Origin of the sequence: Frateuria defendens (genome assembly GCF_001182895.1) — a bacterium.
GTDB classification, from domain to species: Bacteria; Pseudomonadota; Gammaproteobacteria; order Xanthomonadales; family Rhodanobacteraceae; genus Frateuria_B; species Frateuria_B defendens.
Genome location: NZ_LFQR01000140.1, coordinates 1 through 23,609 on the forward strand (window position 1 = coordinate 1; position 23,609 = coordinate 23,609).

General features: G+C 69.6%; 17 protein-coding genes. 11 read left to right on the forward strand and 6 right to left on the reverse strand.

The window, feature by feature from the left end:
* Positions 1 to 246: 246 nt before the first annotated feature.
* The 5 genes from ACH65_RS16005 to ACH65_RS16025 form a co-directional block, all read right to left on the reverse strand.
* Positions 247 to 2,682, reverse strand: a complete 2,436-nt coding sequence (locus tag ACH65_RS16005; protein WP_049623626.1) for a TonB-dependent receptor — start codon at positions 2,680 to 2,682, stop codon at positions 247 to 249.
* Between the two features lie 400 nt (positions 2,683 to 3,082).
* Positions 3,083 to 4,396 (reverse strand): NCS2 family permease, encoded by a 1,314-nt coding sequence (locus tag ACH65_RS16010; protein ID WP_049623627.1) that lies wholly within the window; start codon positions 4,394 to 4,396, stop codon positions 3,083 to 3,085.
* Between the two features lie 116 nt (positions 4,397 to 4,512).
* Positions 4,513 to 5,547, reverse strand: coding sequence for a purine-nucleoside phosphorylase (locus ACH65_RS16015; protein ID WP_049623628.1), 1,035 nt, complete (start codon positions 5,545 to 5,547; stop codon positions 4,513 to 4,515).
* Between the two features lie 302 nt (positions 5,548 to 5,849).
* Positions 5,850 to 6,818, reverse strand: a complete 969-nt coding sequence (locus ACH65_RS16020; RefSeq protein WP_049623629.1) for a PDR/VanB family oxidoreductase — start codon at positions 6,816 to 6,818, stop codon at positions 5,850 to 5,852.
* A gap of 25 nt (positions 6,819 to 6,843) precedes the next feature.
* Positions 6,844 to 7,881 carry an aromatic ring-hydroxylating dioxygenase subunit alpha gene (locus tag ACH65_RS16025; protein WP_049623630.1) on the reverse strand — a complete coding sequence of 346 codons (1,038 nt, stop codon included), beginning with the start codon at positions 7,879 to 7,881 and terminating at the stop codon, positions 6,844 to 6,846.
* 169 nt (positions 7,882 to 8,050) lie between these two features.
* Here ACH65_RS16025 and ACH65_RS16030 point away from each other — a divergent pair, with 169 nt between their 5' ends.
* Positions 8,051 to 8,959 carry a LysR family transcriptional regulator gene (locus ACH65_RS16030; protein WP_049623631.1) on the forward strand — a complete coding sequence of 303 codons (909 nt, stop codon included), beginning with the start codon at positions 8,051 to 8,053 and terminating at the stop codon, positions 8,957 to 8,959.
* A gap of 542 nt (positions 8,960 to 9,501) precedes the next feature.
* On the opposite strand, the gene ACH65_RS16035 is transcribed toward ACH65_RS16030, so the two are convergent.
* Entirely contained in the window at positions 9,502 to 10,572 is a 1,071-nt protein-coding gene (locus ACH65_RS16035) for a polysaccharide biosynthesis/export family protein (protein ID WP_049623632.1), read from the reverse strand.
* A gap of 546 nt (positions 10,573 to 11,118) precedes the next feature.
* On the opposite strand from ACH65_RS16035, the gene ACH65_RS16040 reads away from it, so the two are divergent.
* The 10 genes from ACH65_RS16040 (at position 11,119) to ACH65_RS16085 (ending at position 23,446) form a co-directional block, all read left to right on the forward strand.
* Positions 11,119 to 11,553 (forward strand): low molecular weight protein-tyrosine-phosphatase, encoded by a 435-nt coding sequence (locus ACH65_RS16040; RefSeq protein ID WP_049623633.1) that lies wholly within the window; start codon positions 11,119 to 11,121, stop codon positions 11,551 to 11,553.
* A 31-nt stretch (positions 11,554 to 11,584) separates the two neighbouring features.
* On the forward strand, positions 11,585 to 13,804 hold the full coding sequence (locus ACH65_RS16045; protein ID WP_049623634.1) for a polysaccharide biosynthesis tyrosine autokinase: 2,220 nt from the start codon (positions 11,585 to 11,587) through the stop codon (positions 13,802 to 13,804).
* Between the two features lie 41 nt (positions 13,805 to 13,845).
* Entirely contained in the window at positions 13,846 to 15,396 is a 1,551-nt protein-coding gene (locus ACH65_RS16050) for a lipopolysaccharide biosynthesis protein (RefSeq protein ID WP_082190371.1), read from the forward strand.
* Entirely contained in the window at positions 15,393 to 16,367 is a 975-nt protein-coding gene (locus ACH65_RS18620) for a nitroreductase family protein (RefSeq protein ID WP_064504886.1), read from the forward strand. The genes ACH65_RS16050 and ACH65_RS18620 overlap by 4 nt, the downstream gene beginning before the upstream one ends.
* 4 nt (positions 16,368 to 16,371) lie before the next feature.
* Positions 16,372 to 17,586, forward strand: a complete 1,215-nt coding sequence (locus ACH65_RS16060; RefSeq protein WP_049623636.1) for a polysaccharide pyruvyl transferase family protein — start codon at positions 16,372 to 16,374, stop codon at positions 17,584 to 17,586.
* A gap of 15 nt (positions 17,587 to 17,601) precedes the next feature.
* Positions 17,602 to 18,534, forward strand: a complete 933-nt coding sequence (locus tag ACH65_RS16065; protein ID WP_049623637.1) for a glycosyltransferase family 2 protein — start codon at positions 17,602 to 17,604, stop codon at positions 18,532 to 18,534.
* Between the two features lies 1 nt (position 18,535).
* Positions 18,536 to 19,582, forward strand: a complete 1,047-nt coding sequence (locus ACH65_RS16070) for an EpsG family protein (protein WP_049623638.1) — start codon at positions 18,536 to 18,538, stop codon at positions 19,580 to 19,582.
* A 38-nt stretch (positions 19,583 to 19,620) separates the two neighbouring features.
* A complete protein-coding gene (locus ACH65_RS16075; protein ID WP_049623639.1) occupies positions 19,621 to 21,063 on the forward strand; it encodes an asparagine synthase-related protein in 1,443 nt (480 codons plus the stop codon).
* Positions 21,060 to 22,208, forward strand: a complete 1,149-nt coding sequence (locus tag ACH65_RS16080; RefSeq protein WP_049623640.1) for a right-handed parallel beta-helix repeat-containing protein — start codon at positions 21,060 to 21,062, stop codon at positions 22,206 to 22,208. Before ACH65_RS16075 ends, ACH65_RS16080 begins: the two co-directional genes overlap by 4 nt.
* Before the next feature lie 65 nt (positions 22,209 to 22,273).
* Positions 22,274 to 23,446, forward strand: coding sequence for a glycosyltransferase family 4 protein (locus ACH65_RS16085; RefSeq protein ID WP_049623641.1), 1,173 nt, complete (start codon positions 22,274 to 22,276; stop codon positions 23,444 to 23,446).
* The last annotated feature ends 163 nt before the right edge of the window (positions 23,447 to 23,609 follow it).

Below are 23,609 nucleotides of genomic sequence, written 5' to 3' on the forward strand. Positions count from 1 at the left end.
CATGACTCACACTCCCGTCGTGAACATGGCTTCAGCATCCTCCGCGGCCGTCGCAAATCACGCGACTTGCCACTGAGGTTCGACGCTAATCAGGACAGTTCAAGAACAAGGTGGTGGCGCGGTTGGCTAGGGGGTTGGGCAAGGTTCGACTTGGGCGGTTGCCTCGAAAATCAAGAAAAACACGCAAAAAAAATGGGCGGCGACCGAAGTCGCCGCCCCAACGGGGGAGTTGCTCTTGCCTTTGCCTCAGTCGAACGAGGCGCCGAAGGTCACCATGAAGGCGCGCGGCTGCAGCAGGTTGTACTGCGGGGTGCCGTAGGTGCCCAGGGTGGCGCCGTTGCTGCCCACCACCGTGTTGCCGTCAGCCAGGTAGTTGGACACCGAGGCGGTGGCGGTCAGCGCCTTGCGGTCGAACAGGTTGAACGCGTTGAGCTTGATGTACGGCTTGTGGAACCAGGCGTTGAAGTCGTGGAACTTCCAGCCGGCGTTGAGGTTGAAGGTGGTGAAGCCGCCGGCCTTCTCCGTGTTCGACCAGTCGGCCCAGTAGGCGCCGGTGTAGCGCGCGCTCAGGCTGGCCCAGAACTGGCCGTAGTCGAAGTTCAGCGACGCGTTGGCGAGGTTGCGCGGCGAGTTCACCAACTGCTTGCCGCGGGTGTAGTAGATGCCGTCGGTCACCGTGCCGTCGGGCAGGGTGCCGGCGCTCGCCAGCGAGATGTTGGTCTGGTTGCGGGCCTGGGTGTAGCTGTAGGCCGCGTACACCTGCCAGTGGTCGGCGAACGCATAGCTGCCTTCGGCGTTGATGCCGCGGGTGTGCACCGAGGGCAGGGTCTGGTAGGTGGAGATCTGCGTGCCCGGGATGGTGCCGGTGATGGTGCGGTTGTGGAAGTTGGTGGCGAAGGCGTCCACGCTCGCGGAGAGCTTGTCGCCGTAGAAGCGCCAGCCCAGGTCCGCGGTGGTCGCGGTCTCGGCCTTGCGCACGCGGTACTTCGGGTCGGACACCACGGCGTTGTTGAGGATCTGCCCCGCGGTCGGCGGGCGGAAGGTCTTGGCTACGCCGAGGTAGAACTGGTTCTTGTCGTCCAGCTGGAACTTCACGCCGCCGGCCGGGGTGAACTTGTGGAAGCTGGCGCCGGTGTCGCCGCCGGCCTGCACGGCGGAGCCGGGCGAGCTGAAGTTGAAGCCGCTGCGCTTCATCCACAGGTAGGCGCCGCCCAAGGTGAAGGTCCACTGGTCGTTCGGCGTCCAGGTGTCGGTGACGAACGCCTTGCGGGTGTTGGAGACGGAGTAGCTCTCCACGCCGCGCTGCGGGGCACCGTTGGCGTAGCGCAGCCACACGCTCTCGTCCTCGCCCCACAGGTCGGACGGGGCGCCGGTCTTCGAGTCCACCGGCATCACCACGAAGCCCTGCTGCTGGCGCGGGCGCTCGTACCAGCCGCCGTATTCCAGGGTGTTGTTCATGCCGAAGTCCTGGCTGAACTTGACCAGCATGCCCGGGCGGTAGGTGTTGGAGTGGAAGAAGGCGTAGCCGGGGGCCGGCTGGCCGTCGGTGATGACGCCATCGCCGCTCACGTCCTGATTGGCATGGAGGAAGCTATCGGACGGGGTGGCCGATTCGAACAGCGGGATGGAGAAGCCGCCGCCGCCGTGGCCGTACTGGAAGTAGGGCACTACCGAGAGGCGCAGGCTGTCGGTGAGGGTGAATTCGCCGTCCAGGCTGGCGATCCAGCTGATGAACGGGTTGGTGCTGAGCTTGTAGTAGTCGAGGTTGGCGAACGGGTTGCCGCCGGGCACGAACTGCCGGGCGTAGTTCTGGTCGTAGTCCTCGCGCGCCTCTTCCTTGGTCAGGTTGAGGTAGCTGTGGCGGAACTCGCGGTTGTACTGCAGCGAGGCGGCGATGGAGTTCTTGTCGTCGATGGTCCACACCGACTTGCCGTCCACCTTGGTCACGCGCATCTTGCCCGAGCCGCGCCAGAGGTCCGCGCGGTTGTCCGAGTAGGACAGCCAGGAGCGCACGGGGCCGGTGTCGCCGGTGTTCAGGCGCACGAAGGAGCGGCGGAAGCTGTTGCTGCCGAAGGACTGGCTCACGTCCACGCCGGCCTTGTGCGAGGGCGTGAGCGTGACCCAGGCCACCGAGCCGCCCACCGCGGAGGCGGTGGCCATGCCGAGGTCGGGGTAGCCCTGGGAGACGGTGATGTCGCCCATGTTCTCCGCGTCGCCGTACTCGGTGGAGTAGAGCGCGTAGGTGGCGGCGTCGTTGACCGGCGCGCCGTTGACGGTCATGCCGATCTCGTCTTCGTTGAAGCCGCGCAGGGTGTAGTGGCCGTCGTTGAGGCCGGTGAAGTCGTTGGTGCGGAAATTGACGCCCGGCACGGTGGCGATGATCGAGGTGAAGTCCGAGCTCGGCGACACTTTCTCGATCGCCTCGCGGGTGATGGTGGACACCGCCTTGGGGGCGTCCTGCACCGTCATGTTGCCACCGCCCAGCGCGGCCGACTGGCCCGACACGCTCACCGCGGTCATCTGCTGCACGCGCTTGGTGTTGGTGGAGGAGTTGTTGGACGTGCTGAACACGCTTGCGCGGTTCTCGGTCTGTGTGGTTTTGGTTTGGTCCGCGTCCTGGGCCATCGCGGTGCCGGTGCCCAGACACAGCGCGATGACGGCGGCCAGATAGTTGCTCTTCATATCCCCATGCTCTCCGAAGTAAAGACCGAGAAAAAATTCGTGCGAGGCGGTGCGGCGGCGGTCCCTCGGCCGTGCCGTGCCTGCGTACCGCTCCGTGATGCGGCGCCGCCCGAAAACGGCGGCGCCATGCTTCGAACAAGGCTCTCGCAAGACCTTGTGCGAGGCGTTCGATCGATCCAAGTTCGACCGAACTCTCAACGCTTGCAGCGATCCAGGCCGCGCCGCGGAAAGCTCCCCTTGCACAAGACGGGCTTGCGTCGTGCCTGGCGCGCCTGGGCCCTGCGGGGCCTTTCGCGCCTTACACCACTCCCATCATGAACGTAAATTTCTGCGTGGACACCTGTCAACCGGGTGCGACAATCGGGCGTGACGCCGGTCGCACCGGTGAAACATTCGCCCGCTAGGTCAGCGCGTAGCGCAGCACGAACAGCGCCGCGATGACCCAGCTCGCCGCGTGCACGTCGCGCCAGCGGCCGCTGCCGAGCTTGAGCAGCGCGTAGCTGACGAAGCCCAGCGCCAGGCCGTTGGCGATGGAGTAGGTGAACGGCATCGCCAGCACGCATACGGCGGCGGGCACCGATTCGGTGAGGTCGTCCCAGCGCACCTCCACCACTTCGCGCAGCATCAGGCCGGCCACGTAGATCAGGGCCGGGGCGGTGGCGTAGGCGGGCACCAGGGCGGCCAGCGGCGAGAACAGCAGGGCGGCCAGGAACAGCGCGGCCACGGTGAGCGCGGTGAGGCCGGTGCGCCCGCCCGCCTGCACGCCGGCGGCGCTCTCCACGTAGGCGGTGGTGCTGGAGGTGCCGATCAGCGAGCCGGCGAGGATGGCGGTGCTGTCGGCGAACAGGGCGCGGTTGAAGCGCAGGCGCTGCGCCTCGTTGCTGAGCAGGCCGGCGCGCTGGGCCACGCCCATCAGCGTGCCGGTGGCGTCGAACACCTCCACCAGCACGAACACCAGCACCACGTGCAGCAGGCCGGCGATGGCCGAGCCCTCGCCGTGCGCGTGCAGCGCGCCGGGGATGTCGAGCTTGAGGAAGGTCGGCGAGAGGCTGGGCGGCAGCGCCACCAGGCCGTTGAAATGCAGCTTGCCGAGCAGCAGGCCGGCGGCGGTCACCGCCAGGATGCCGAGCAGGATCGAGCCGCGCACCTTGCGCGCCTCCAGGATGGCGATCAGCACGAAGCCGCCCAGCGCCAGCAGCGGCTCGGGCCGGTGCAGGTTGCCCAGGGTGACCAGGGTGTGCGGGTCGGCCACCACCAGCCCGGCCTTCTGCAGGCCGATGATGGCGAGGAACAGGCCGATGCCGGCGGCGATCGCACAGCGCAGCGAGGGCGGTATGCCCTCGATCAGCCAGCGCCGCGCGCCGGTGAGGGTGAGCAGCAGGAACAGGCAGCCGGAGACGAACACCAGGCCCAGCGCCTCGGGCCAGCGGTAGCCCATGCCGCCGACCACGGTGAAGGCGAAGAAGGCGTTGAGGCCCATGCCGGGCGCGAGGCCCACCGGGTAGTTGGCGATCAGGCCCATCAGCAGCGAGCCGAGCGCGGCGGCGAGGCAGGTGGCCACGAAGGTGGCGCCGCGGTCCATGCCGGTGCTGGAGAGGATATCGGGGTTGACGAAGACGATGTAGGACATCGTCAGGAAGGTGGTGGCGCCGGCCAGCAGCTCGGTGCGCGCCGTGGTGCCGTGTTCGGCGAGGCGGAAGTTCAGGCCCATCATCGACACGCCTCGCAACAGCGGGCGGCGGCGGGCGGGGGGGTCTGGCGGTGGCGGGGCGTGCGTGCCGTCATGGTCGGGGCCTTGGGTCGGATTGCCGGCGGGCGAGGGGCGTGCGGTCAGGGCGAGGCGCTGGGAATGGCGCCGCGGTAGCGGTTCCAGTGGGCGAGCAGCTCGTGCAGCACCACCGTGCCGGCGCGCTGGTTGCTGTCGAAGGCCAGCGCCATGCCCGGCGACTCGTCGCCGATGGAGGCCGTCTCGCTCACGCCCGGCGGCGGCATCGAGAAGTTGCTGGCGGTGCGCAGCACCATCACGCGGTCGCGGTCCACGAAGCCCTGGTCGGCCAGCGCCAGGATGGCGCGCTGGTAGAGCTGGCTCTCCTCGTTGGTCATCACGAACAGGCCCTGGCCGCGGGTCCACAGCTTCACCCAGTCCTCGGCCCAGCGGTTGCGCCGCTCGCCGTGCCAGTAGCGGGTGGCGCCCAGGGTCTCGCCCATCAGCACGAAGGGCTTGCGCTGGGCTTGCGGGTAGCCCTTCCAGGCGGCGCGGCGGGCGGCCACTTCCGGGGCGTCGCCGAGCGGCACGTCGCGGCTGAGGTGGAAGGCCCAGTAGGCCAGGCCGGCGTTGAGCGGCAGGGCTTCCTGCAGCATGCCCTCGGGCTTCTCCGGCAGCTGGTTGGGGCGCTGGGCGCCGATCGGGAAGATGCCGTAGGGCCAGCCCTTGGGGATGCTGCGGTCGTCCAGCTCGCGGGCCCAGTCGCCGTCCACCACCCAGCGCGCCCAGGCGGCGCTACCCACGGAGGCGGCGTTGGGGTCCACGCCGGAGATGCCGGTGAACAGCCAGTAGGTGTGGCTGAGGTCGAAGCGCGGGTCGAGCGCGAAGGCGATCAGGTCCATCACGCCGTGGCGCATCACCAGGCCGTACAGGCCCTCCTTGTTGCGGCGGAGCACGTCGGGCGCGCCGCGCACCGGCACCGTGGTGTCCAGGTGTTCGCGCTCCACCCAGTCCTGGTACTCGCCGGGCGCGTCGCCGCTGTCGGCGCCGGTCTCCCAGTTGGCGACCACCACCACGCGCACTTCCTCGGCGGCGTGCGCGCCGGCGGCGGCGAACGTGCCGAGCAGGGCGGCCATCAGCCATTTCACTGTCTTGCGCATGCTTTGGTGTCCCCTATCTGAATCTTTGGATTGCTGCTTGAGAAAACGGCCAGCCGTCCATGCCGAGGCGTCGGCCTCCGCGTCCTGGGAGGCCCGCGACGGGCAGGGTGGTCGGGGGCGGGCCGCAACGAGCCGGCAGACCCTCGGGTCTGCGTCTGGCCATTGCCGCGATGCGTCGGTTGTAACGGCTTCCCCCCAATAACTCAACCTGGGCCCGGCTGCGGCGGCCTGGGCGGGGCCGGCGTTTGGACGTCCATCCGGATCGGCTCCGCCCGCCGTGCGTCCGCGTACGGCCGCCATGGTCAGAGCCCGATGACCAGGCGCGGCGTGAGGCTGCGCGAGCAGCAGAGCGTCACGTACTGGTTCGGCGAGGCCTTCTCCGCCTCGCTCTGCACGGTGTCGCGGTGGTCGGCCTGGCCGGCGACCACCGGGGTGAGGCAGGCGCCGCACATGCCCATCTCGCACGACAGCGGCACCTCGACGCCGGCCTCGCAGAGCACCGCCGCGATGGTCTTGTCCGCCGGCACGCTGAAGACCTGCCCGTTCGAGGCCAGCTCCACCTCGAAGGCGCCGTCGGTGGCGGCCGGCGCCGTCGGCACCGGCGCGGGGCCGAACGCCTCGCGGTGGATCTGCGCCTCGTTCCAGCCGCGCTGCAAGGCGGTGTCGGTGACGTAGCGCATGAAGCCGTCCGGGCCGCACAGATACAGGCGCCGCGCCGCGCCGGGCGTGTCGAGGCCTTCCGGCAGGCGATTGGCCGGGTTGCTGCCCTCGGCGTCGCAGTGCACGTGCACTGCGCCGTGGCGGAAGCCGGCGGCCAGGCGCCTGGCGAAGGCGGCGTGGCCGCGCTCGCGCACGTAGTAGTGCAGCTCGAACGGCGTGCCGGCGGCGTCCAGCGCCTCGGCCATCGCCAGCAGCGGGGTGATGCCGATGCCGCCGGCCATCAGCAGGTAGTGGCCGGCGGGCTCCAGCGCGAACAGGTTGCGCGGCAGGGAGATCGCCAGCCGTTGGCCGACGCGCAGCTGGTCGTGCACGTAGGCCGAGCCGCCGCGCGAGGCCGGCTCGCGCCGCACGCACAGCACGTAGTGCTCGCGCTGGTGCGGCGAGCTGGCGATGGAGTACTGGCGGATCAGCCCGTTGGGGAGATGGACGTCCACGTGCGCGCCGGCCTCGAAGGCCGGCAGCGTGGTGCCGTCCGCCGCGACCAGGTGCACGGCGAGGTTGCCGGCGCCTTGCGCGGCGAGGGTGTCGATGATCACGGACAGGGTGGTCATGGCGCTCTCGCGGTGTGGGGATGGGTCAGACCAGGAAGAACTGGCCGAAGCCCATGCGTTTGAGGCCCCGGCGGTAGGCGATGGAGCTGCGGTCGGCCGGGATGTGCGCCTCCATGGTGAGGTCCAGCGGCAGGCGCTCGGGCTTCTGCGTCTCCACCATCAGGCGGTCTTCCTCGAAGATCTTGAGGTTGAAGGCGTGCACGTCCTCGACCGGGATATGCAGGTCGAAGTTGCGCGCGATGGGGGCGAACAGCCGCGTCTTGCGCGCCGACACCGGCGAGGCGGCGTTCATGATCACCAGCCGCTGGTCGTCGGGAAAGTGGATGGTGAGCGTGGCGGTGAAGGGCAGGTGCACCTCGAAGTGGCGCAGCCACTCGAATTCGGACGGCGCGCGGCCGTCCATGCTGCCCACGGGGTAGTTGCCCACCGTGCTGCGGTAGTCCACCTCGAAGCCGTAGGCGGTTTCCACCGGCGCATAGGGCGGCACCTCGGGCTTGTCCGGGTCGGCGAAGGTCTCGGTGTGGATCCAGGCGAAGTGCGCCACGTCGATGAAGCCCTCGACCTGGCGGCCGGCGAAGCAGGCGATGTCCACCGGCGGGCAGACGATCTGCTGGAAGCCGGCGTCTTCCCAGTGCGGCATGGTGGGGAAGGTGGTGGCGGCGTCTTCCTCCGGCGCGAGGCAGGTCCAGACCAGGCCGAAGCGCTCCACCGCCGGGTAGGTGGTGAGGTTGAGCTTGGCGGGGATGGGCTGGTCGGGGCTGGAGGGCACGCGATTGCAGCGCCCGCCCGCGCCGAAGCGCAGGCCGTGGTAGGGGCACACCACGCCCTCGCCGTCGTGGGTGCCCAGCGTGAGCGGCACGCCGCGGTGCGGGCACACGTCGCGCGCCACCACCAGCTCGCCCTTCACCCGGTACACGACCAGGGGCTCGTCCAGCAGGGTGGCCTTGTAGGGCCGCTCGCCGACCTCTTCCGCCTTGGCGACGGGGTACCAGTGGCGGGCGAGCCGCTGCCAGTCGTCGACGTCGAAGCTGCAGTGCGGCGGGGGCGTGAGGGTTGCGCTCATCGTGGCTGCCTTGAGGGATGGAAAGGTTCGTTCCGGGGCGCAGGTGGCGGCCGTGTCGAGCGGCGCGGCGCCTGCGGATCGGTGGATGGTCCCAACCTAGGCAAAAGTTGCGTTGCAATCCATAAGAGATATTTTTGGAAGGTGTTGCAAAAATTAGAGCAGGTCGAAAATGTTCGCTTTCTCGCGTTTCTCGCGCTACTTCCTCGAGGTGGCCCGGCTGGGCAGCCTGCGCAAGGCGGCCGAGGCGCTGCACGTCTCGGCCTCGGCGATCGACCGGCAGATCCTGCTGGCGGAGGCGCAGTTCGAGACGGCGCTGTTCGAGCGCCTGCCCACGGGGCTGCGGCTGACCTCCGCGGGCGAGCTGCTGCTCGACGACCTGCGGCGCTGGCAGAAGGAGCACGCGCGCACGGTGGAGCGCTTCGACGAGCTGCGCGGGCTGCGCCGCGGGCACGTGGCCATCGCGGTCATCGACGCCTTGAGCGAGGGGCTGGTGGCGCAGACCATCGCGGAGGTCGGGGTGGAATTCCCCCGCCTCACCTTCGACCTGCGCGTGGTGGACAACCAGCACGTGCGCGAGCAGGTGAGCGCCTCGGAGGTGGACTTCGGCCTGCTGCTCGACCCGGTCGAGCACGCCGCGCTGGAGGTGCGCGTGCTGGTGGACATCCCGCTCGGCGTGGCGATGCCGGTCGATCACCCGCTGGCCGGCGAGGCGCGCCTGACGATGAGCCGCATCATGGGCTATCGCCAGGTGATGCCGGCTGCGCCGCTGATCGTGCACGAGCGCGCCAAGGTGCTGTACGCGCGGCACCACATGGAAGGGGCGCATTCGATCGCCTGCAACGACATCCGCATGATGCGCTCGCTGATCCGCCACGGCGCCGGCATCGGCATCCTGAGCCTGCTGGACGTCGCCACCGATCTGGAGGAAGGGCGGCTGGCCTTCGTGCCGCTGCACGGCCGCCACGTCAAGCCGCTGGTGCTGGCCCTGTGCGTGGCGCCGCGCCGGCAGCTCTCGCGCGCGGCGCAACTGGTGATGCAGCGGGTGATCCAGGCGGTGGATGGGCTGGCGCAAGGGTGAGGCGGCAGGCGGGAGTGCCGGGCCCGGCGTGGGGGATCGCATGGCGCACCCGACGGGTCGCGCAGGCGATTTTGTGGCGCGAGCCAGCGCTTGGGGATTTTCGAAGCCGCCTTGGGATTGGCGGTGCATTCCGATGTGTTTTTCCGTCGTTCCGGCGCCCTCGGCGGGGAATACAGTGGCGATGGCATGCGCTGAATCGTGGAAGCCTGGCTGTTTTAGCCCGATGGCAAAAGGCTTGCTTGACGCTCTCGGCGGGTAATGCCAGGCTCGGCCCATTGGCGTGGTGGATTTTTTCCATTCGCGGTTCGATTCGGCTTCGCCGGCGAATAAGCCGTCATTGAAATAAAAAACCAAAATTTGGCTTATGCGGCCAAGTGCATTTTCAACAGTGTTGTGTCGCCGAAAATACTTCCGGGGCATGATTCGGCATGTCCGTTTTTGCAACGGTCATTGCGCCATGGCGGCATGAAAAAACCATCGGGCCGATCCGGCGGATCGGTCCGATGGTTCGATGCCAAGCGCCCGGGAAAACCGGCGGCGGCTCAGTTGTTGTTATCGACCCGCGAGGCGTTGTAGATGAAGCCCGACAGCGGCAGCAACTGGCTCAGCACGCGGTTCCACTTGGTCACGCCGGCGGCGCCGACGAACACCACGTCGCCGGGCTCGACCTTGAAGCCGTCGGCCAGGGCGTAGGAGGCCGGCGAGCGCGCGCTCAGGTGGAACACCTCGGCCGGCGTCTGGGTGAGGTTCTCCGAGCCGCGGATCACGTATACCGCATCGCCGTTGGCGGTGACCGGGCTCAGCCCGCCGGCGCGGCCGAGCACCTGGGTGAGGGTGAGCGCGGTGGTCTTGAAGGAGATCGCCGAGGGACGCATCACCTCGCCCACCACGTAGACCTCCTTGTTGTCGTTGTAGGGTAGGAACAGCTTGTCGCCGGGCTTGAGATAGATCGCATCGGCGCCCTGGCCGCGGTTGATCGCGTCGAGGTCGAGGCGATAGCGGCGGCCGTCGCGGATCAGCGTCAGGCCGGACAGGTCGGCCTGCTCGGTGTTGATGGCGGCGGCGCCGATCGCTTGCGAGAGCGTCAGCGGCACGGTGTTGAGCACCTGCGGGTCGGTCTTGACGAAGGCGCCCTCCAGGGTGATGAGGTGGCTGCCGTAGCCGATCACGTTCACGTCCACCTGCGGGTTGCGCACGAAGGCGCTGAGCTTGCGGGTCAGCTCCTGGCGCAGCTGCTCGATGGTGAGCCCCGCGGCCTTGACCGTGCCCACGTAGGGATAGAACAAGGTGCCGTCGGGCCGCACCAGGCGCCCGTTCGCGACCGTCTGCTGCTGCGAGCCGGCGGGCGAGGTCAGCTCCGGGTGATCCCAGACCGTGATGTAGAGCGCGTCGCCGGGGCCGATCTGGTAGGGCTGCGGCTGGTAGTCGAGCAGCTCGGGCGGGATCGCCGGCTCGTTCTGCCTGGCGCCGATCAGCTCGGGGGTGATCTGCACCAGCTTCACGCGGCTGTCGTCGCGTTCGAGCGCGCCGACGTCCATGTGCTGGCCCGGCACGATGGCGCAGCCGCCGAGCAGGATGGCGAAAAGAGCTATGGCGTAGAGCTTCTTTTTCATAATGCATCCCTTCTTTCTCGATGGCCTGATGCTGGAAATCCGTGCCGTCTAAATCGAAAGCGCGGGCGAGTCGGCCATTGGTGCCATTGCATCCGCTTTCCGATATAGGCCGGCCGGCTGCGTGGATGGTGTCGCCAGCGGGAGATAATGCCTGGCGGCCATGCGTCCGGGCGGACGTTTGAAGCCTTGCGGTGCCGCGAAAAGGCCCATCCCGGGCCGAAATTGAAGCAAGCTCTTCAAAGCTAACGCCAGCACTCGTGAATGGAATGAGAAGTCCCTACAGCCGTATTGCGGGGTGAAAAAATTACATGGTTGTCGCGGCTTGCTTTATTTATTTAAATGAAAAGGATGTCTAATTTGATTTTTCCGTTGGAATGCTATTAGATTCCGGTTCCCGGCCTTTCGGTCGGGTCGTTCGCGGCGATTTGATCGGTTTTCTTGCGGGCCGCGCCGGAATGGTTTTTCCGGATTTACAGGGACAAATGGTTGCGGAGCCCGCAGGGCGCTCCGTAGTGGCTCCATGCAAGGGCGAGGGGGTAGCAGGGCGTGTTCAAGAGCATCCTGATCGTCTGCCTTGGCAACGTATGCCGCAGCCCGGTGGCGGAGTTCCTGTTCCGCTACCGCCTGGGCGGCCGGGGCATCGTGGTGCGCAGCGCGGGCCTGGGTGCGCTGGTGGGCCGGCCGATGGACGACAACGCCATCGCGCTGCTGCACGACTGCGGCATCGACGCCAGCGCGCACCGCGCGCGCCAGCTCGAGCCCTCGATGCTGCGCGAGGCGGACCTCGTGCTGACCATGGAACACCGCCACCTGGCCTCGATGGCGCGGCTCGCGCCGGAGGCCAGCGGCAAGTTTTTCCTGTTCGACAAATGGCACGGCGGCAGCGACGTCCCCGATCCGTACCGGCATTCGCGCCGGATGTTCGAGGAAGTCCACGCTGCCATCGAGCGTGGCGTCGGCAGCTGGCTGCGCTACCTGTGAACCTCCGTCCAGCCTAAGGAGCGAGGGCGTCATGACCGCAAAGCAAACCTTTCCTTCCTCGCCGCGCCGGGACGACGACGTCGACCTGCGCGCGCTGCTCGGCACGCTGCTCGACCACAAGTGGCTGATCGCCGGCGTCACCGCGGCGTTCTGCGTGCTGAGCGTGCTCTACGCGGTGCTCGCCACGCCGATCTACGAGGCCAGCGCCACGGTGCAGGTCGAGCAGAAGGTGCCCAGCCTGCCGGGCCTGGACGATCTCACCCAGACGCTGGGCGCCTCGACCTCGCAGGCCACCACCGAGATCGCGCTGCTCACCTCGCGCACGGTGATCGGGCAGGCGGTGACCAACCTCAAGCTGGACATCGACGTGGAGCCGAAGCGCTTTCCGCTGATCGGCGACTTCATCGCCCGCCGCTACGCGCCGGACAAGCCCGGCGACGTGGCGCCGCCGCTCGGCGGCATGAACAGCTACGACTGGGGCGGGGCCGAGCTAAACATCTTCCAGCTCGACGTGCCGTCCGGCCTGCTCGACCAGCCGCTGCACATCGTCGCCGGCGAGCAGGGCGCCTACACGCTGATGGACGACGACGACAACGTGCTGCTGTGGGGCCGCGTGGGCGAGTCGGCCACGGCGCACGGCATCACCATCCAGGTGCAGTCGCTGCGCGCCAACCCGGGCACCCGCTTCGACGTGGCGCGCTACTCGCACCTGGCCACCATCACCGCCCTGCAGCAGGGCATCCTGGCGGTGGAGCAGGGCAAGGACTCGGGCATCATCGAGATGACCTACCGCAACCCGGACCCGGTGCTGGCCACCCAGCTGCTCGACCAGGTCAGCAGCCTGTACGTGCGCCAGAACGTGGAGCGCAACTCGGCCGAGGCGGCGAACAGCCTGAAGTTCGTCAAGGAGCAGCTACCCAAGGTGAAGATGGACCTGGAGCAGGCCAGCCGCGCGCTGAACGCCTTCCAGACCCGCGCCCGCTCGGTGGACATCAGCCTGCAGACCAAGGGCCTGCTCGACCAGGTGGTGGCGCTGGACACCAACATCGCCCAGCTCGGCCTGCAGATGGCCGACGTGGAGCACCGCTTCACGCGCAACCACCCGAACTACCAGGCGCTGGCGCAGCAGATCGGCGGCCTGCAGGGCAAGAAGGCCGCGCTGGAGCGGCAGGTCGGGCAGTTGCCCAACACGCAGCAGGAGCTGCTGCGACTGACCCGCGACGTGCAGGTCAGCAACCAGACCTACACCAGCCTGCTCAACCAGGCGCAGCAGCTGGACATCGCGCGTGCCGGCACGGTGGGCAACGTGCGCGTGGTGGACCGCGCGGCCACCAACACCGCCAAGCCGGTCTGGCCGCGGCGGATCCTGGTGGTGCTGGGCGGCACGGTGCTGGGCGGGTTGCTGGCGCTGGCCTTCATCTTCGTGCGCCAGATGCTCAAGCGCGGCGTGGAAGACCTGGCGGCGATCGAGCACGTGGGCCTGCCGGTGTACGCCTGCGTGCCGCTGAGCGCGGCCGAGCGCGAGATCGCGGTACGCGCCAAGGGCCGCCGCCATGGCAGCGCGCACGCCCAGCACCTGCTGGCGCAGAGCGAGCCGGAGGACCTGGCGGTGGAGGCGCTGCGCAGCCTGCGCACCAGCCTGCACTTCGCGCGGCTGGAGGCGAAGAACAACCTGCTGATGATCGCCAGCCCCGGCCCGGCCGCGGGCAAGACCTTCGTCGGCGCCAACCTCGCCGCGGTGATCGCACAGGCCGGGCAGCGAGTGCTGCTGCTGGACGCGGACATGCGCAAGGGCGCGCTGCACACGCTGGTGGGCGGGAGGCCGGAGGACGGGCTGTCCGAGCTGATCGCCGGGCAGATCACCCTGGCCCAGGCGATCCGTCCGGTGGAGGGGGCGGAGAACCTCTACTTCATCGCGCGGGGCAAGGTGCCGCCGAACCCGTCCGAGCTGCTGATGCACGCGCACTTCACCGCGCTGCTCGACAAGCTCAAGCCGCGCTTCGACCTGATCATCATCGACACCCCGCCGGTGCTCGCCGTCACCGACGCGGCGGTGATCGGTCACCACGCCGGCACCAGCCTGATGGTGGTGCGCTTCGGCCTCAACCAGACGCGCGAGATCGCGCTGGCCAAGCAGCGCCTGGAGCAGAACGGCGTGGCGCTCAAGGGTGCGATCTTCAACGCCGTGGAGAAACGCAGCGCCGGCTACTACGCCTACGCCTACTACGAATACGCCACCACGAAAGCCTGATGCGCCAGGTAACCGGCCCCGACCCCCGACAAGAAAAAAGCATGGCACTTAAATCCATCCCCTTGGGCGCCGGCCCGGCCGAACAGGTCGCCGGCGCCGGCCTGGCGGAGAGCGGGCCGGCGATGCGCGCAGGCGCAGCATTGCGCGAGGCCGCGCGCATGCCGCCTGCGCAGGGCGGGCGCGTTCCGATGTCCTCGCTGGAACGGCCGCCGGCGGCGGCAGGCCGTGAGCACGTAGGGGAGAGCACCCCGCCGGCCCGCTCCGGCGCCTTCGCCCGCGTGACGCGGCGGCTGACCGGCGTGTCGCCGGGCGCGCGGCGTGCACTCGCCGCCATCTCGATGCTGTGGATCGCCACGGCGCTCGGCGCCGGCATGGCCTTCCTGACCCAGGCGCTGCTGGCGCGCGAGCTGGGGCCGGCGGATTTCGGCCTGTTCACCTCCTCGCTGGCCACCGTCACCATGATCGCGCCGCTGGCCGGCTTCGGCCTGGCGCAGTTCTGGCTCAAGGTGTACGGCGCCGAAGGCTGGGCGGCGGGCCGCTGGCTGCGGCCCTCGCTGCGCTTCATTACCGCGACCACGCTGCTCACGCTGGCGTCGGTGGTGCTGTGGGCCCTTACCGGCGCGCCGGCCGACGCGGCCAGCACGCTGCTGCTGCTGTCGCCGGTGGTGCTGGGCGTCGCGGCGGTGGCGCTGATCAGCAGCAAGCTCAGGCTGGAGGAACGCGATCACGCGCTGGCGCTGTGGCAGCTGACGACGCCGGGCAGCCGCCTGCTGGTGGCGGTATTGCTGATGGCGGTGCCTTCGCTGGCCGGTCGCTTCGTGGCGATGGGCTTCGGCGTGATCTCGCTGGGCGTGGCGTTGCTGGCGCTGCCGCAGTTGAACGCGATGCTGCGCGGTCGCATGCAGCTGCGCGGGCACGGCCCGCGCCCGGCCGCGCCGGAGGCGGCCGTGGCGCCGGGGGCGATGCAGGTGTGGTCGCAGGCCTGGGCCTACGGGCTCGGGGCGGTGCTGTATCCGATCTTCTTCCAGATCAGCACGGTGCTGCTCAAGTACCTGGACGGCAACGTGGAGGCCGGCATCTTCGGCATCGGGCTCGGCGTGATGACGGCCACCTACCTCATCCCGCTCACCGTGTACCACAAGTTCCTGCTCTCCAAGCAGCACCGCTGGGCCGTGCACGACCCCGCCAAGTTCTGGCTGATCTATCGCCACGGCAACCTCGCCATGCTGGTCTCCGGCTTGCTGGTGGGCTGCGCCATCGTGGCCCTGGCGCCTTCGCTGGTGCCGCTCGCGTTCGGCGAGAAATACCGCCCGGTGGTGCCGGTGCTGATGATGCTGGCGCTGTGCGCGCCGCTGCGTTTTCTCTCCAGCGGCGTGGGCTCGGCACTGCTGAATGAGCAGCACACGCGCTACCGGGTGTTCGTGATGGGGGCGAGCGCGCTGGTGGTGGTGGTGCTCAACCTGCTGCTGATCCCGGTCTTCCACGAGCTGGGCGCGGCGGCGGCCACGGTGATAGGCGAGGGCGTGCTGCTGATGGCCTCGTACCTGGGCGTGCGCCGGTTCTACCCGGCCGCGCGCGAGGTGACGCCATGAGCCGCGCGGTGCGACGCCTGAAGGACGCGCTGCGGCCCGCGCGCAACGTGCTCGCTGCGCTGTGCGGCTTCGGCTACGACTTCTCGCGCTACGTGCGCTACGCCGGCTGGCGTGGCCGCCGTGACCGGCGCAAGAAGGACTACAAGGCGGTCAAGGCCTACCACCGGCTGGAGAAGAGCCTGAGCTTCCGCCAGCGCCGGCAGGGCTCGGGCTGGGACGCCGCGGGCGACCTGGTGCGGCTGCTGAGCCGCGGCGGCTTCGACGCGGCGGCGCTGGGCTACCACGAGACGGTGGGCATCAAGGTGCTGCGCGATTTCGTCGCCGCCGCGCCGGCCGAGGCGCCGCGGCGCGAGGTCAGCGAGTTCCTGCGCCGCGCGGCGCTGTGGCCCGCCGAGGGCGGCGTGCTCGAACTGAGCGCCGAGGCGCTGCGGGCCGGGCGGCTGGACGACCCGGAGCGCTTTTTCCTCAGCCGCCACTCGGTGCGCGACTTCCGCCCCGAGCCGGTGCCGCAGGCGCTGCTCGAGCGTGCCGTGCGGCTGGCGATGAAGGCGCCCTCGGTGTGCAACCGGCAGGCCTGGCATGTCTACCAGCTCGACCGGCGCGAGAGCATCGACCGCGCGCTGGCGCTGCAGAACGGCAACCGCGGCTTCGGCCACGAGGTGCCGTGCCTGCTCATCGTCACCGCCGACCTGCGCGCCTTCGACAGCCACGGCGAGCGTTTCCAGCACTGGATCGACGGCGGCATGTTCGCGATGTCGCTGGTGCTGGCGCTGCACGCGCTGGGGCTGGCCTCGTGCTGCCTCAACTGGAGCCGCGGCCCGCTGGACGACCTGGCCCTGCGCCGCGCGGTGGCGATCGACGGCGCGCACACCGTGATCATGCTGATGGCGGTGGGCTACGCGAGCGAACGCCTGAAGGTCTGCTACTCCGCGCGGCGGCCGCTCGCCAGCATCCTCACCCACCTGGACTAGCCCCGTGAAGCGCTTCTATCTCTCCGGACAACGCACTTTCGGCAACCGCGGCTGCGAGGCGATCGTGCGCAGCACGGTAGGGCTGCTCAGGGAGCAGTTCGGCGAGGTCGAGGTGCTGGTGCCTTCCACCGACATCGCCCGCGACAGCGCGCAGTGGCCCGACGCGGCCGAGGGCGGCGTGCGCTTCGTGCCGGCCTACCTGCCGCCGCAGACGCGCTACTGGGTCAACCTGCAGCGGCTGCCGCTCTTCAAGCGCGCGGGCTGGCCGTTTCCGCTGCCGCACTGGCTGGAGGCGCAGCTGGCCTCGGTGGACGCGGTGCTGGCGGTGGGCGGCGACAACTATTCGCTGGACTACCGCCTGCCCACGCCGATCATGAGCGTGGACAAATGGGCGATGGACCTCGGCAAGCCGGTGGTGCTGTGGGGCGCATCGGTCGGTCCGTTCGAGCGCGAGCCGGCCTTCGTCGAGCCGATCACCCGGCACCTGGCGCGCATGCGCTTCGTGGCCACGCGCGAGTCGGTCAGCCACGACTACCTGCTGCACAAGCTGGGCCTGCGCAACCTGGTCCGCATGGCCGATCCGGCCTTCATGCTGGCCAAGCAGCCGGTGGATCTGGCGCCGTTCTGGCCGATGGGCGAGGGCCACGTGCTGGGCCTCAATGTGAGCCAGTTGCTGGAGCGCTACGGCAAGGCCGGCCACGACGTGCGCGGCGAGGTGGCCGGCTTTATCCGCCACGCCGTGCGCGAGCGCGGCCTGGGCGTGCTGCTGGTGCCGCACGCGAACTCGCTGCGCGGGCGGGTGCAGGACGACGACGCGCAATACATGGCCGCCCTGCTGGACCAGGTCGCCGACCTCGGCGGGGCGGTGACGATGATGCCCAACGACTTCAACGCGGTGCAGACCAAGTATGTGATCAGCCGCCTGCGCTTTTTCATTGGGGCGCGCACGCACGCCACCATCGCGGCGCTCTCCAGCGGCGTGCCCACGGTCTCGATCGCCTACAGCGTGAAGGCGCGCGGCATCAACCACGACCTGTTCGGCAGCGAGGAGCCGGTGCTGTCGAGCCTGGACATCTCGGCGCAGGCGCTGCAGCGCTCGCTGGACTGGCTGGTGCGCGAGGAGGGCACGCTGCGCCTGCTGCTGTACCGGCGCATCGAGGAGTTGCAGGCGCAGACGCGCATGGCGACGGCGCGTCTCTCGGAAGTCCTGGTCCACTGAGCGGAGAGCGGCAACGTGAACGTACTGATCGAACAAGCGCAGCGAGAGGGACGGCCGGACGCGCTTGCGCGGGCGGTCCTCGACCCCGACGGCGCGGCCGTCGAGGGCGTGGCGCCGGTCAGCGTGATCGTGCCCTGCTTCCGCTGCACGGCCACCATCGACAGCGCGGTGGCTTCGGTGGCGGCGCAGCTGCTCAAGCCGGCCGAGGTGCTGCTGGTGGACGACGCCAGCGGCGACGGCACGCGCGAGAAGCTGCACAAGGTCGCGCGGGCCTATCCGCCCGGCTGGGTCAGGGTGTTCGCCCTGTCGCGCAACACCGGGCCCTCGGGCGCGCGCAACCTGGGCTGGGCGCACGCCACGCAGCCCTACATCGCCTTCCTCGACGCGGACGACACCTGGCACCCGCAGAAGCTGAAGATCCAGATGGAGGTGCTGGCCGCCGACCCGCAGATCGCGCTGCTCGCCCATCGCATGAACGTGCAGTTGCGCTCGGCGCCGCCGCCGGCGCAGCGCTACCCGATGAAGGTGCGCGTGCTGCCCGGCCATCTGCTGCAACTGCGCAGCCCGTTCCCCACCGCCTCCATCGTGATCCGCCGCGACCTGCCGTTCCGCTTCGACGAGAGCCGCCGCCGTTCGGAGGATTTCCTGCTGTGGGCGCAGATCCTGCTCTCCGGCTACCGCTGCGCCAAGATCAACCAGGTGCTGGCCTCCTGGCACAAGCCGCCGTTCGGCGCCGGCGGGCTGAGCGGCGACCTGGCCGCGATGTACAAGGCCGGCATCGATGCGCGCCGCGTGTTGCATGCGCAGGGCCTGCTGGGGCGGGGGCAGCTGTACCTGGTGAACACCATCGGCGTGGTGCGCTACGTGCGCCGCTGCGTGATCACCTACGGCCGCCGCCTCGCCATCGCCTGGCGCCTCTGGCGCGATGCGCGCTCGGGGAGGGCGTGACATGCAGCCTGCGATCGCCTACGACGAAAGCCACTCGAGCCTGGTCAACGCGCGCATCCTGCTCAGCCTGATGCTGCTCGCCGCGGCCTGCCTGTTCGCCGATGCGGTGGTGGGGCTGCGCGGCATCGACGTGGGCACCGACACCCACGTCTATGCCGCCTATTTCGTGTCGCTGCGCGAAGGCGTGGGTGGTACCCGCTTCGAGCCGAGCTTCGTGCTGTTCACCCATGCCCTGAGTTCCGCCGGCATGAGCCTGCACGCCTACCAGGCCAGCCTGTTCGCGCTGATGCTGCTGACCGTGTTCGTGGCGAGCCGTCGCTATTTCGACTACCTGGGGAGCGAGCGCGGTTATCTGGGCTTCCTGGTCGCCGCGCTGATGTGGCTGTTCCTCTCGCCCACCTTCGTCAACGGCGCGATCAACGCGGTGCGCCAGGGCGTGGCCTCGATGCTGGTGTTCACGGCGCTGCTGGCGTTCCACCGGCGGCAGTGGCGCGCGTTCTTCGTATACGGCGCGCTGGCCGTGAGTTTCCATTACTCCTCGCTGCTGTACCTGGCCTGCGCGCCGGTGCTGCTGCTCAGCGAGCGCATGCTCAGGCTGGCGGCGGCGGCGGCCTTCCTGGCCTACTGCTCGGGGCTGACGATGCTGCTGGTGCGCACCGGCGTGCCCGTGCTCTACAACATGGTCATGGCCTACAGCCCCAACGCCGTGTACCGCGCGGGCGTGCGGCTGGATTTCGCGCTGTTCTCGATCTTCTGGTACCTGCTGCCCTACGTGCTGGGGCGGCTGGTGCGCGAGCCGTTCGACCGGCGCATCCAGCACGGCGCCGCGATCTACCTGGCCGAGCTGCTGCCGTTCTTCCTGATCGGCTGGGGCAACTACTCCAACCGCTATCTGTTGCCGGCGTGGATGTCGGCGTCCCTGATGCTCGCCGCGATGTGCTTCCACAGCCGCCTGGCCCCGCTGCGCAACCCGGTGCTGCTGCGAGGCGGCCTGGTGGTCGCCTGCGGCGTATTCGCCTACTACGTCACACACATGGTGACCCTATGACCGCGTCGCTCATGCAGGGACCTGAAGCGGCTTCACCCATGCTCGCGCGGCGCATCCAGATCCACCTGCCGCCGGGCGCGCGCGAGGTGGATTTCTCCTCGCTGGCGGAGCACGCGCACGGCGCCGCGCTGGATGCGGTGTCGATCGCGGACCTCCTGCGCAACGCCTTCGTCTACCCGCCGCATTCGATCTACCAGGACGTGAAGGTGGCCATCATCGCCGGCTTCGACCCGGCCCACGACCTGCACGAGGACCCGCGCTTCCGCTTCGTCTATCGACCGGCGCCGATGTCGGTGCGCCCGCCCTCGCCGGTGGACGACGAGCAGCTGCTGAAGACCTACCACGAGCTGCTGTGCGAGGCGGTGGCGGGCTCCTGCGCCGGCATGCGCTCGCCCTGGCTGCTGCAGAGCGGCGGCAAGGACTCGACCTCGATGGCGATCGCGCTGGCCGAGGCCAAGCCGCAGGCCACCTGCATCACCTACCTCGGCGGCCACGAGGAGAACGAGGTGGACTCGGCGCGCTTCGTGGCGCGCCAGCTCGGCCTGCGCCACGAGGCGCTGGTGTGCGACCCGGGCCGCGCCTACGACCGCTACCTGGCGATGGTGCCGCGCATGCCGCTGCTGACGGCGGATTTCGCCATGCTCTCCTACGCGGACCTGGCGACCGAGATCGCCGCCTACGACGGCGACGGCATCGTCGATGCGATGGGCTCGGACCCTTATTTCGGTCTGCCCACGCACTGGCGCCAGCGCGTGCAGGCGCTGCTCGCGCGCAGCGTGCGCCTGCCGCGCAGCGTGCTGGAGTGGGGCCTGATCGATCGCAACTTCAAGCTCTGCTACGCCCTGGGCACCTTGCAGATGAACGGCTTCGAGCGCTTCTACCCGGGCTCGCGCTTCAGCGACGCGGAGGTGGACGCGCTGTTCGGGCGGGAGATCTCGGGCCAGTCGCGGCAACGGCTGGAAACCTTCCGCGCGGAGATCACCGCCGCCGGCTCCATGGAGGAGCGCCGGCGGCTGGCCGCCACCATCGTGGAGGCGGCCACCTTCGGCAAGGGCATGTACGCGGCCAACGCGCTGGCGCTGCGGGTGGTGTACCCGTACTGCGACGCGCGCCTGTGCGACTGGGTGTTCCGCGAGGTGCCGCACGACCGGCGGATCGGCCCCGGCGGTGTCAACAAGGTGCTGGTGCGCCGGCACATCGCCCGGCATTTCGAGCAGCTGCCGTATGTGAAGGCCAAGGGCTGCTTCCGCTTCGACCTGTGCGGCCTGGCCCGGCAGCGCTTCGAGCAGGTGTACGGCTACGCGGTGGAGGCGCGCGACCTGCTGCCCGGCGCGCCCGGCTGGCTGCTCGCCAACCGCCACCGGCTCGACAACAAGTACTTCGCCTCCAAGTTCTACCTGCTGGCGATCACGCTGCCGTGGCTGCACAGCCGCCTCGGCGGCGGGGCCGGCGCGAAGCCGGCGGGAGGCGCCCTGCCATGAAACGCGCCGCGCGCCCGCCGGAGCCGGCCAGCGGCAGCCGCCGCGCGTTCCTGCGGCAGGCGGGGCTGGCGGCCGTCGCGCCGTGGGTGCTGGGCGCCGCGGCGGGACGATCCTTCGCCTCGGCCTTTCTCGCCGCGATCCCTGGCACCACCGTGATCGACGTGCGCAGCAAGGGCGCCAGGGGCGACGGGCGCCAGGACGACACCGCCGCCATCCAGGCCGCCATCGACGCCCTGCCGGCCGAAGGCGGCACGGTGACGGTGCCGCCTGGCATCTACCTGGTCGATGCGGCGCGCTCGATCGTGCTGCGCTCCGGCACCCGCCTGCGAATGGCGCCGCAGGCGCAGCTGCAGGCAATGCCCAACGGCCTGGAGCGCTCGTGCGTGCTCAAGGTGTTGCAGGTGAGCAATGTCGAGATCGTGGGCGGGCGCATCGTCGGCGAGCGCGACCAGCACCGCGGCGACACCGGCGAGTGGGGCCACGGCATCTGCATCCGCGCCGCGCACCAGGTCAGCGTGCGCGACATCCAGGTGACCGACTGCTGGGGCGACGGCGTGTTCATCGGCGCCACCGGCCGCCGCGGCAGCGCGGTCGAATCCACCGACATCGAGCTGCGCCGCGTGGTGTGCGACCGCAACCGGCGCCAGGGGCTGTCGATCACGCCGTGCCGGCGGGTCGGCGTGATCGACTGCATCTTCCGCAACACCGAAGGCACCCGGCCGCAGTCCGGCATCGACATCGAGCCGCAGACGCAGGGCATGGCGCAGGACATCCGCATCGAGGGCTGCACCCTGTCCGGCAACCAGGGCTGCGGGCTGGAGCTGCACGACAACGTGGTCGGGCTGGTGGTGGTGGCCTGCACGATCACCGGCAACCGCGGCTACGGCGTGCTCGGCGTGGGGCCGGGGCAGGTGACGCTGGAGCGCAACACCATCACCGGCAACGGCCTGGACGGCATCGCCATGACGGCGCGCGCCTACGACGTGCAGATCACCGCCAACCTGGTCCAGCGCAACAGCGCGCGCTTCTTCACCCGGCGCCGGCCGCTGGCCCTGCCGGCCGACGCGGGCGGCGTCTCCCGCGACCTGCGGGTGGACCCGTCCACCCGCAACGTCCGCATTTCGGGCAACACGTTTTCATCTTAGGCGCGGGCGCCTCGCCCGGGCACCGGCTGCGTGGAGGAAGCGCCGACACGCGAGGGATCGGACCGATGAAATTCGTTTTCTTCGCCAACACCGACTGGTACCTCTACAACTTCCGCCTGTCCACGGCGCAGCGCCTGCAGGCCGAGGGCCACGAAGTGGTGATGCTCTCGCCGCCGGGCGAGTTCGGCGTGCGCTTCGCCGCGCACGGCTTCCGCTGGCTGGTGCTGCCGATGGATCGCGCCAGCCTCAACCCGTGGCGCGAGGCGCTCACGCTGCGCCGCTTGGTGCGCCTGCTCGAGCGGGAGCGGCCGGACCTGCTGCACAACTTCACCGTGAAGTGCGCGGTGTATGGCGCGCTGGCCGCGCGGGCGGCGCGCGTGCCGGCGGTGGTGAACGCGGTGGCGGGCATGGGCTACGTATTCACCTGCAACCGCCCCAAGGCGCGCCTGCTGCGTCCGCTGGTCGGCACGCTGATGCGCATCGCCTTCGACGGCCGTCGCTCGCTGCTGGTGTTGCAGAACCCCGACGATGCCGAGGTCTTCGTGCGTTCGCGCACGGTGGCGCCGGGGCGCATCCGGGTGATCCGCAGCTCCGGCGTGGACACCGCGCGCTTCCAGCCGCCGGCGACGCGGCTTGGCGGAGCGGCGCGGCTGCGCGTGCTGCTGGCGGCGCGGCTGCTGTGGGAGAAGGGCGTGGGCGAATTCGTCGAGGCCGCGCGGCTGCTGGCGGCCGAGGGGCGCGAGGTGGAGTTCCTGCTCGCCGGCACGCCTGACCCGGGCAACCCGCGCGCGGTGGCCGAGGCGCAGGTGCGGCAGTGGGCCGGGGAGGGCGTGGTGCGCTGGCTGGGGCACGTGGAGGACATGCCGGCCCTGCTGGCGCGGGTCGATGCGATGGCCCTGCCGAGCTACTACTGCGAAGGCGTACCGAAGTGCCTCATCGAAGGCGCTGCCTGCGGCCTGGCGATCATCACCACCGGCCGCCCCGGCTGCCGCGAAGTGGTGGCGCAGGACGGCATCGACGGCCTGCGCGTGCCGCCGCGCGACGCGCGCGCGCTGGCCGATTGCATCGCCCGCCTGGACGACGACCGCGAGCTCTTGCGGCGGCTGGGGTGCCGCGCGCGGCAGAAGGCGCTGGAGGAATTCGACGAGCGGCTGGTGATCCAGCGCACCATCGAGGTCTACGAGGAATTGCTCAAGGCCGAGGCTTTGCCTGGAGTGCTTGCGCGGCCGGTGTTGTAGGTGGCTGCGCATGGGGGCTTGCTGGCCACGATCGAGGAGGTGATGTGCTCTTGCTCGTTGTTCCGGCGTAGGCCGAAGGCGCTTTACAACCAGCGAAGCTGGTCACTCGGCGCGGTGCAGTTGGATTGCATTGAAGTTCTTATCGCGATCTGGCCGGCCTTTG

What these genes read in the sequence shown, in the direction of transcription:
- ACH65_RS16005 (WP_049623626.1), bottom strand. Translation starts at nt 2,682, where the DNA reads ATGAAGAGCAACTATCTGGCCGCCGTCATCGCGCTGTGTCTGGGCACC.
- ACH65_RS16010 (WP_049623627.1), bottom strand. Translation starts at nt 4,396, where the DNA reads ATGATGGGCCTGAACTTCCGCCTCGCCGAACACGGCACCACGGCGCGC.
- ACH65_RS16015 (WP_049623628.1), bottom strand. Translation starts at nt 5,547, where the DNA reads ATGCGCAAGACAGTGAAATGGCTGATGGCCGCCCTGCTCGGCACGTTC.
- ACH65_RS16020 (WP_049623629.1), bottom strand. Translation starts at nt 6,818, where the DNA reads ATGACCACCCTGTCCGTGATCATCGACACCCTCGCCGCGCAAGGCGCC.
- ACH65_RS16025 (WP_049623630.1), bottom strand. Translation starts at nt 7,881, where the DNA reads ATGAGCGCAACCCTCACGCCCCCGCCGCACTGCAGCTTCGACGTCGAC.
- ACH65_RS16030 (WP_049623631.1), top strand. Translation starts at nt 8,051, where the DNA reads ATGTTCGCTTTCTCGCGTTTCTCGCGCTACTTCCTCGAGGTGGCCCGG.
- ACH65_RS16035 (WP_049623632.1), bottom strand. Translation starts at nt 10,572, where the DNA reads ATGAAAAAGAAGCTCTACGCCATAGCTCTTTTCGCCATCCTGCTCGGC.
- ACH65_RS16045 (WP_049623634.1), top strand. Translation starts at nt 11,585, where the DNA reads ATGACCGCAAAGCAAACCTTTCCTTCCTCGCCGCGCCGGGACGACGAC.
- ACH65_RS16050 (WP_082190371.1), top strand. Translation starts at nt 13,846, where the DNA reads ATGGCACTTAAATCCATCCCCTTGGGCGCCGGCCCGGCCGAACAGGTC.
- ACH65_RS18620 (WP_064504886.1), top strand. Translation starts at nt 15,393, where the DNA reads ATGAGCCGCGCGGTGCGACGCCTGAAGGACGCGCTGCGGCCCGCGCGC.
- ACH65_RS16070 (WP_049623638.1), top strand. Translation starts at nt 18,536, where the DNA reads ATGCAGCCTGCGATCGCCTACGACGAAAGCCACTCGAGCCTGGTCAAC.
- ACH65_RS16075 (WP_049623639.1), top strand. Translation starts at nt 19,621, where the DNA reads ATGCTCGCGCGGCGCATCCAGATCCACCTGCCGCCGGGCGCGCGCGAG.
- ACH65_RS16080 (WP_049623640.1), top strand. Translation starts at nt 21,060, where the DNA reads ATGAAACGCGCCGCGCGCCCGCCGGAGCCGGCCAGCGGCAGCCGCCGC.
- ACH65_RS16085 (WP_049623641.1), top strand. Translation starts at nt 22,274, where the DNA reads ATGAAATTCGTTTTCTTCGCCAACACCGACTGGTACCTCTACAACTTC.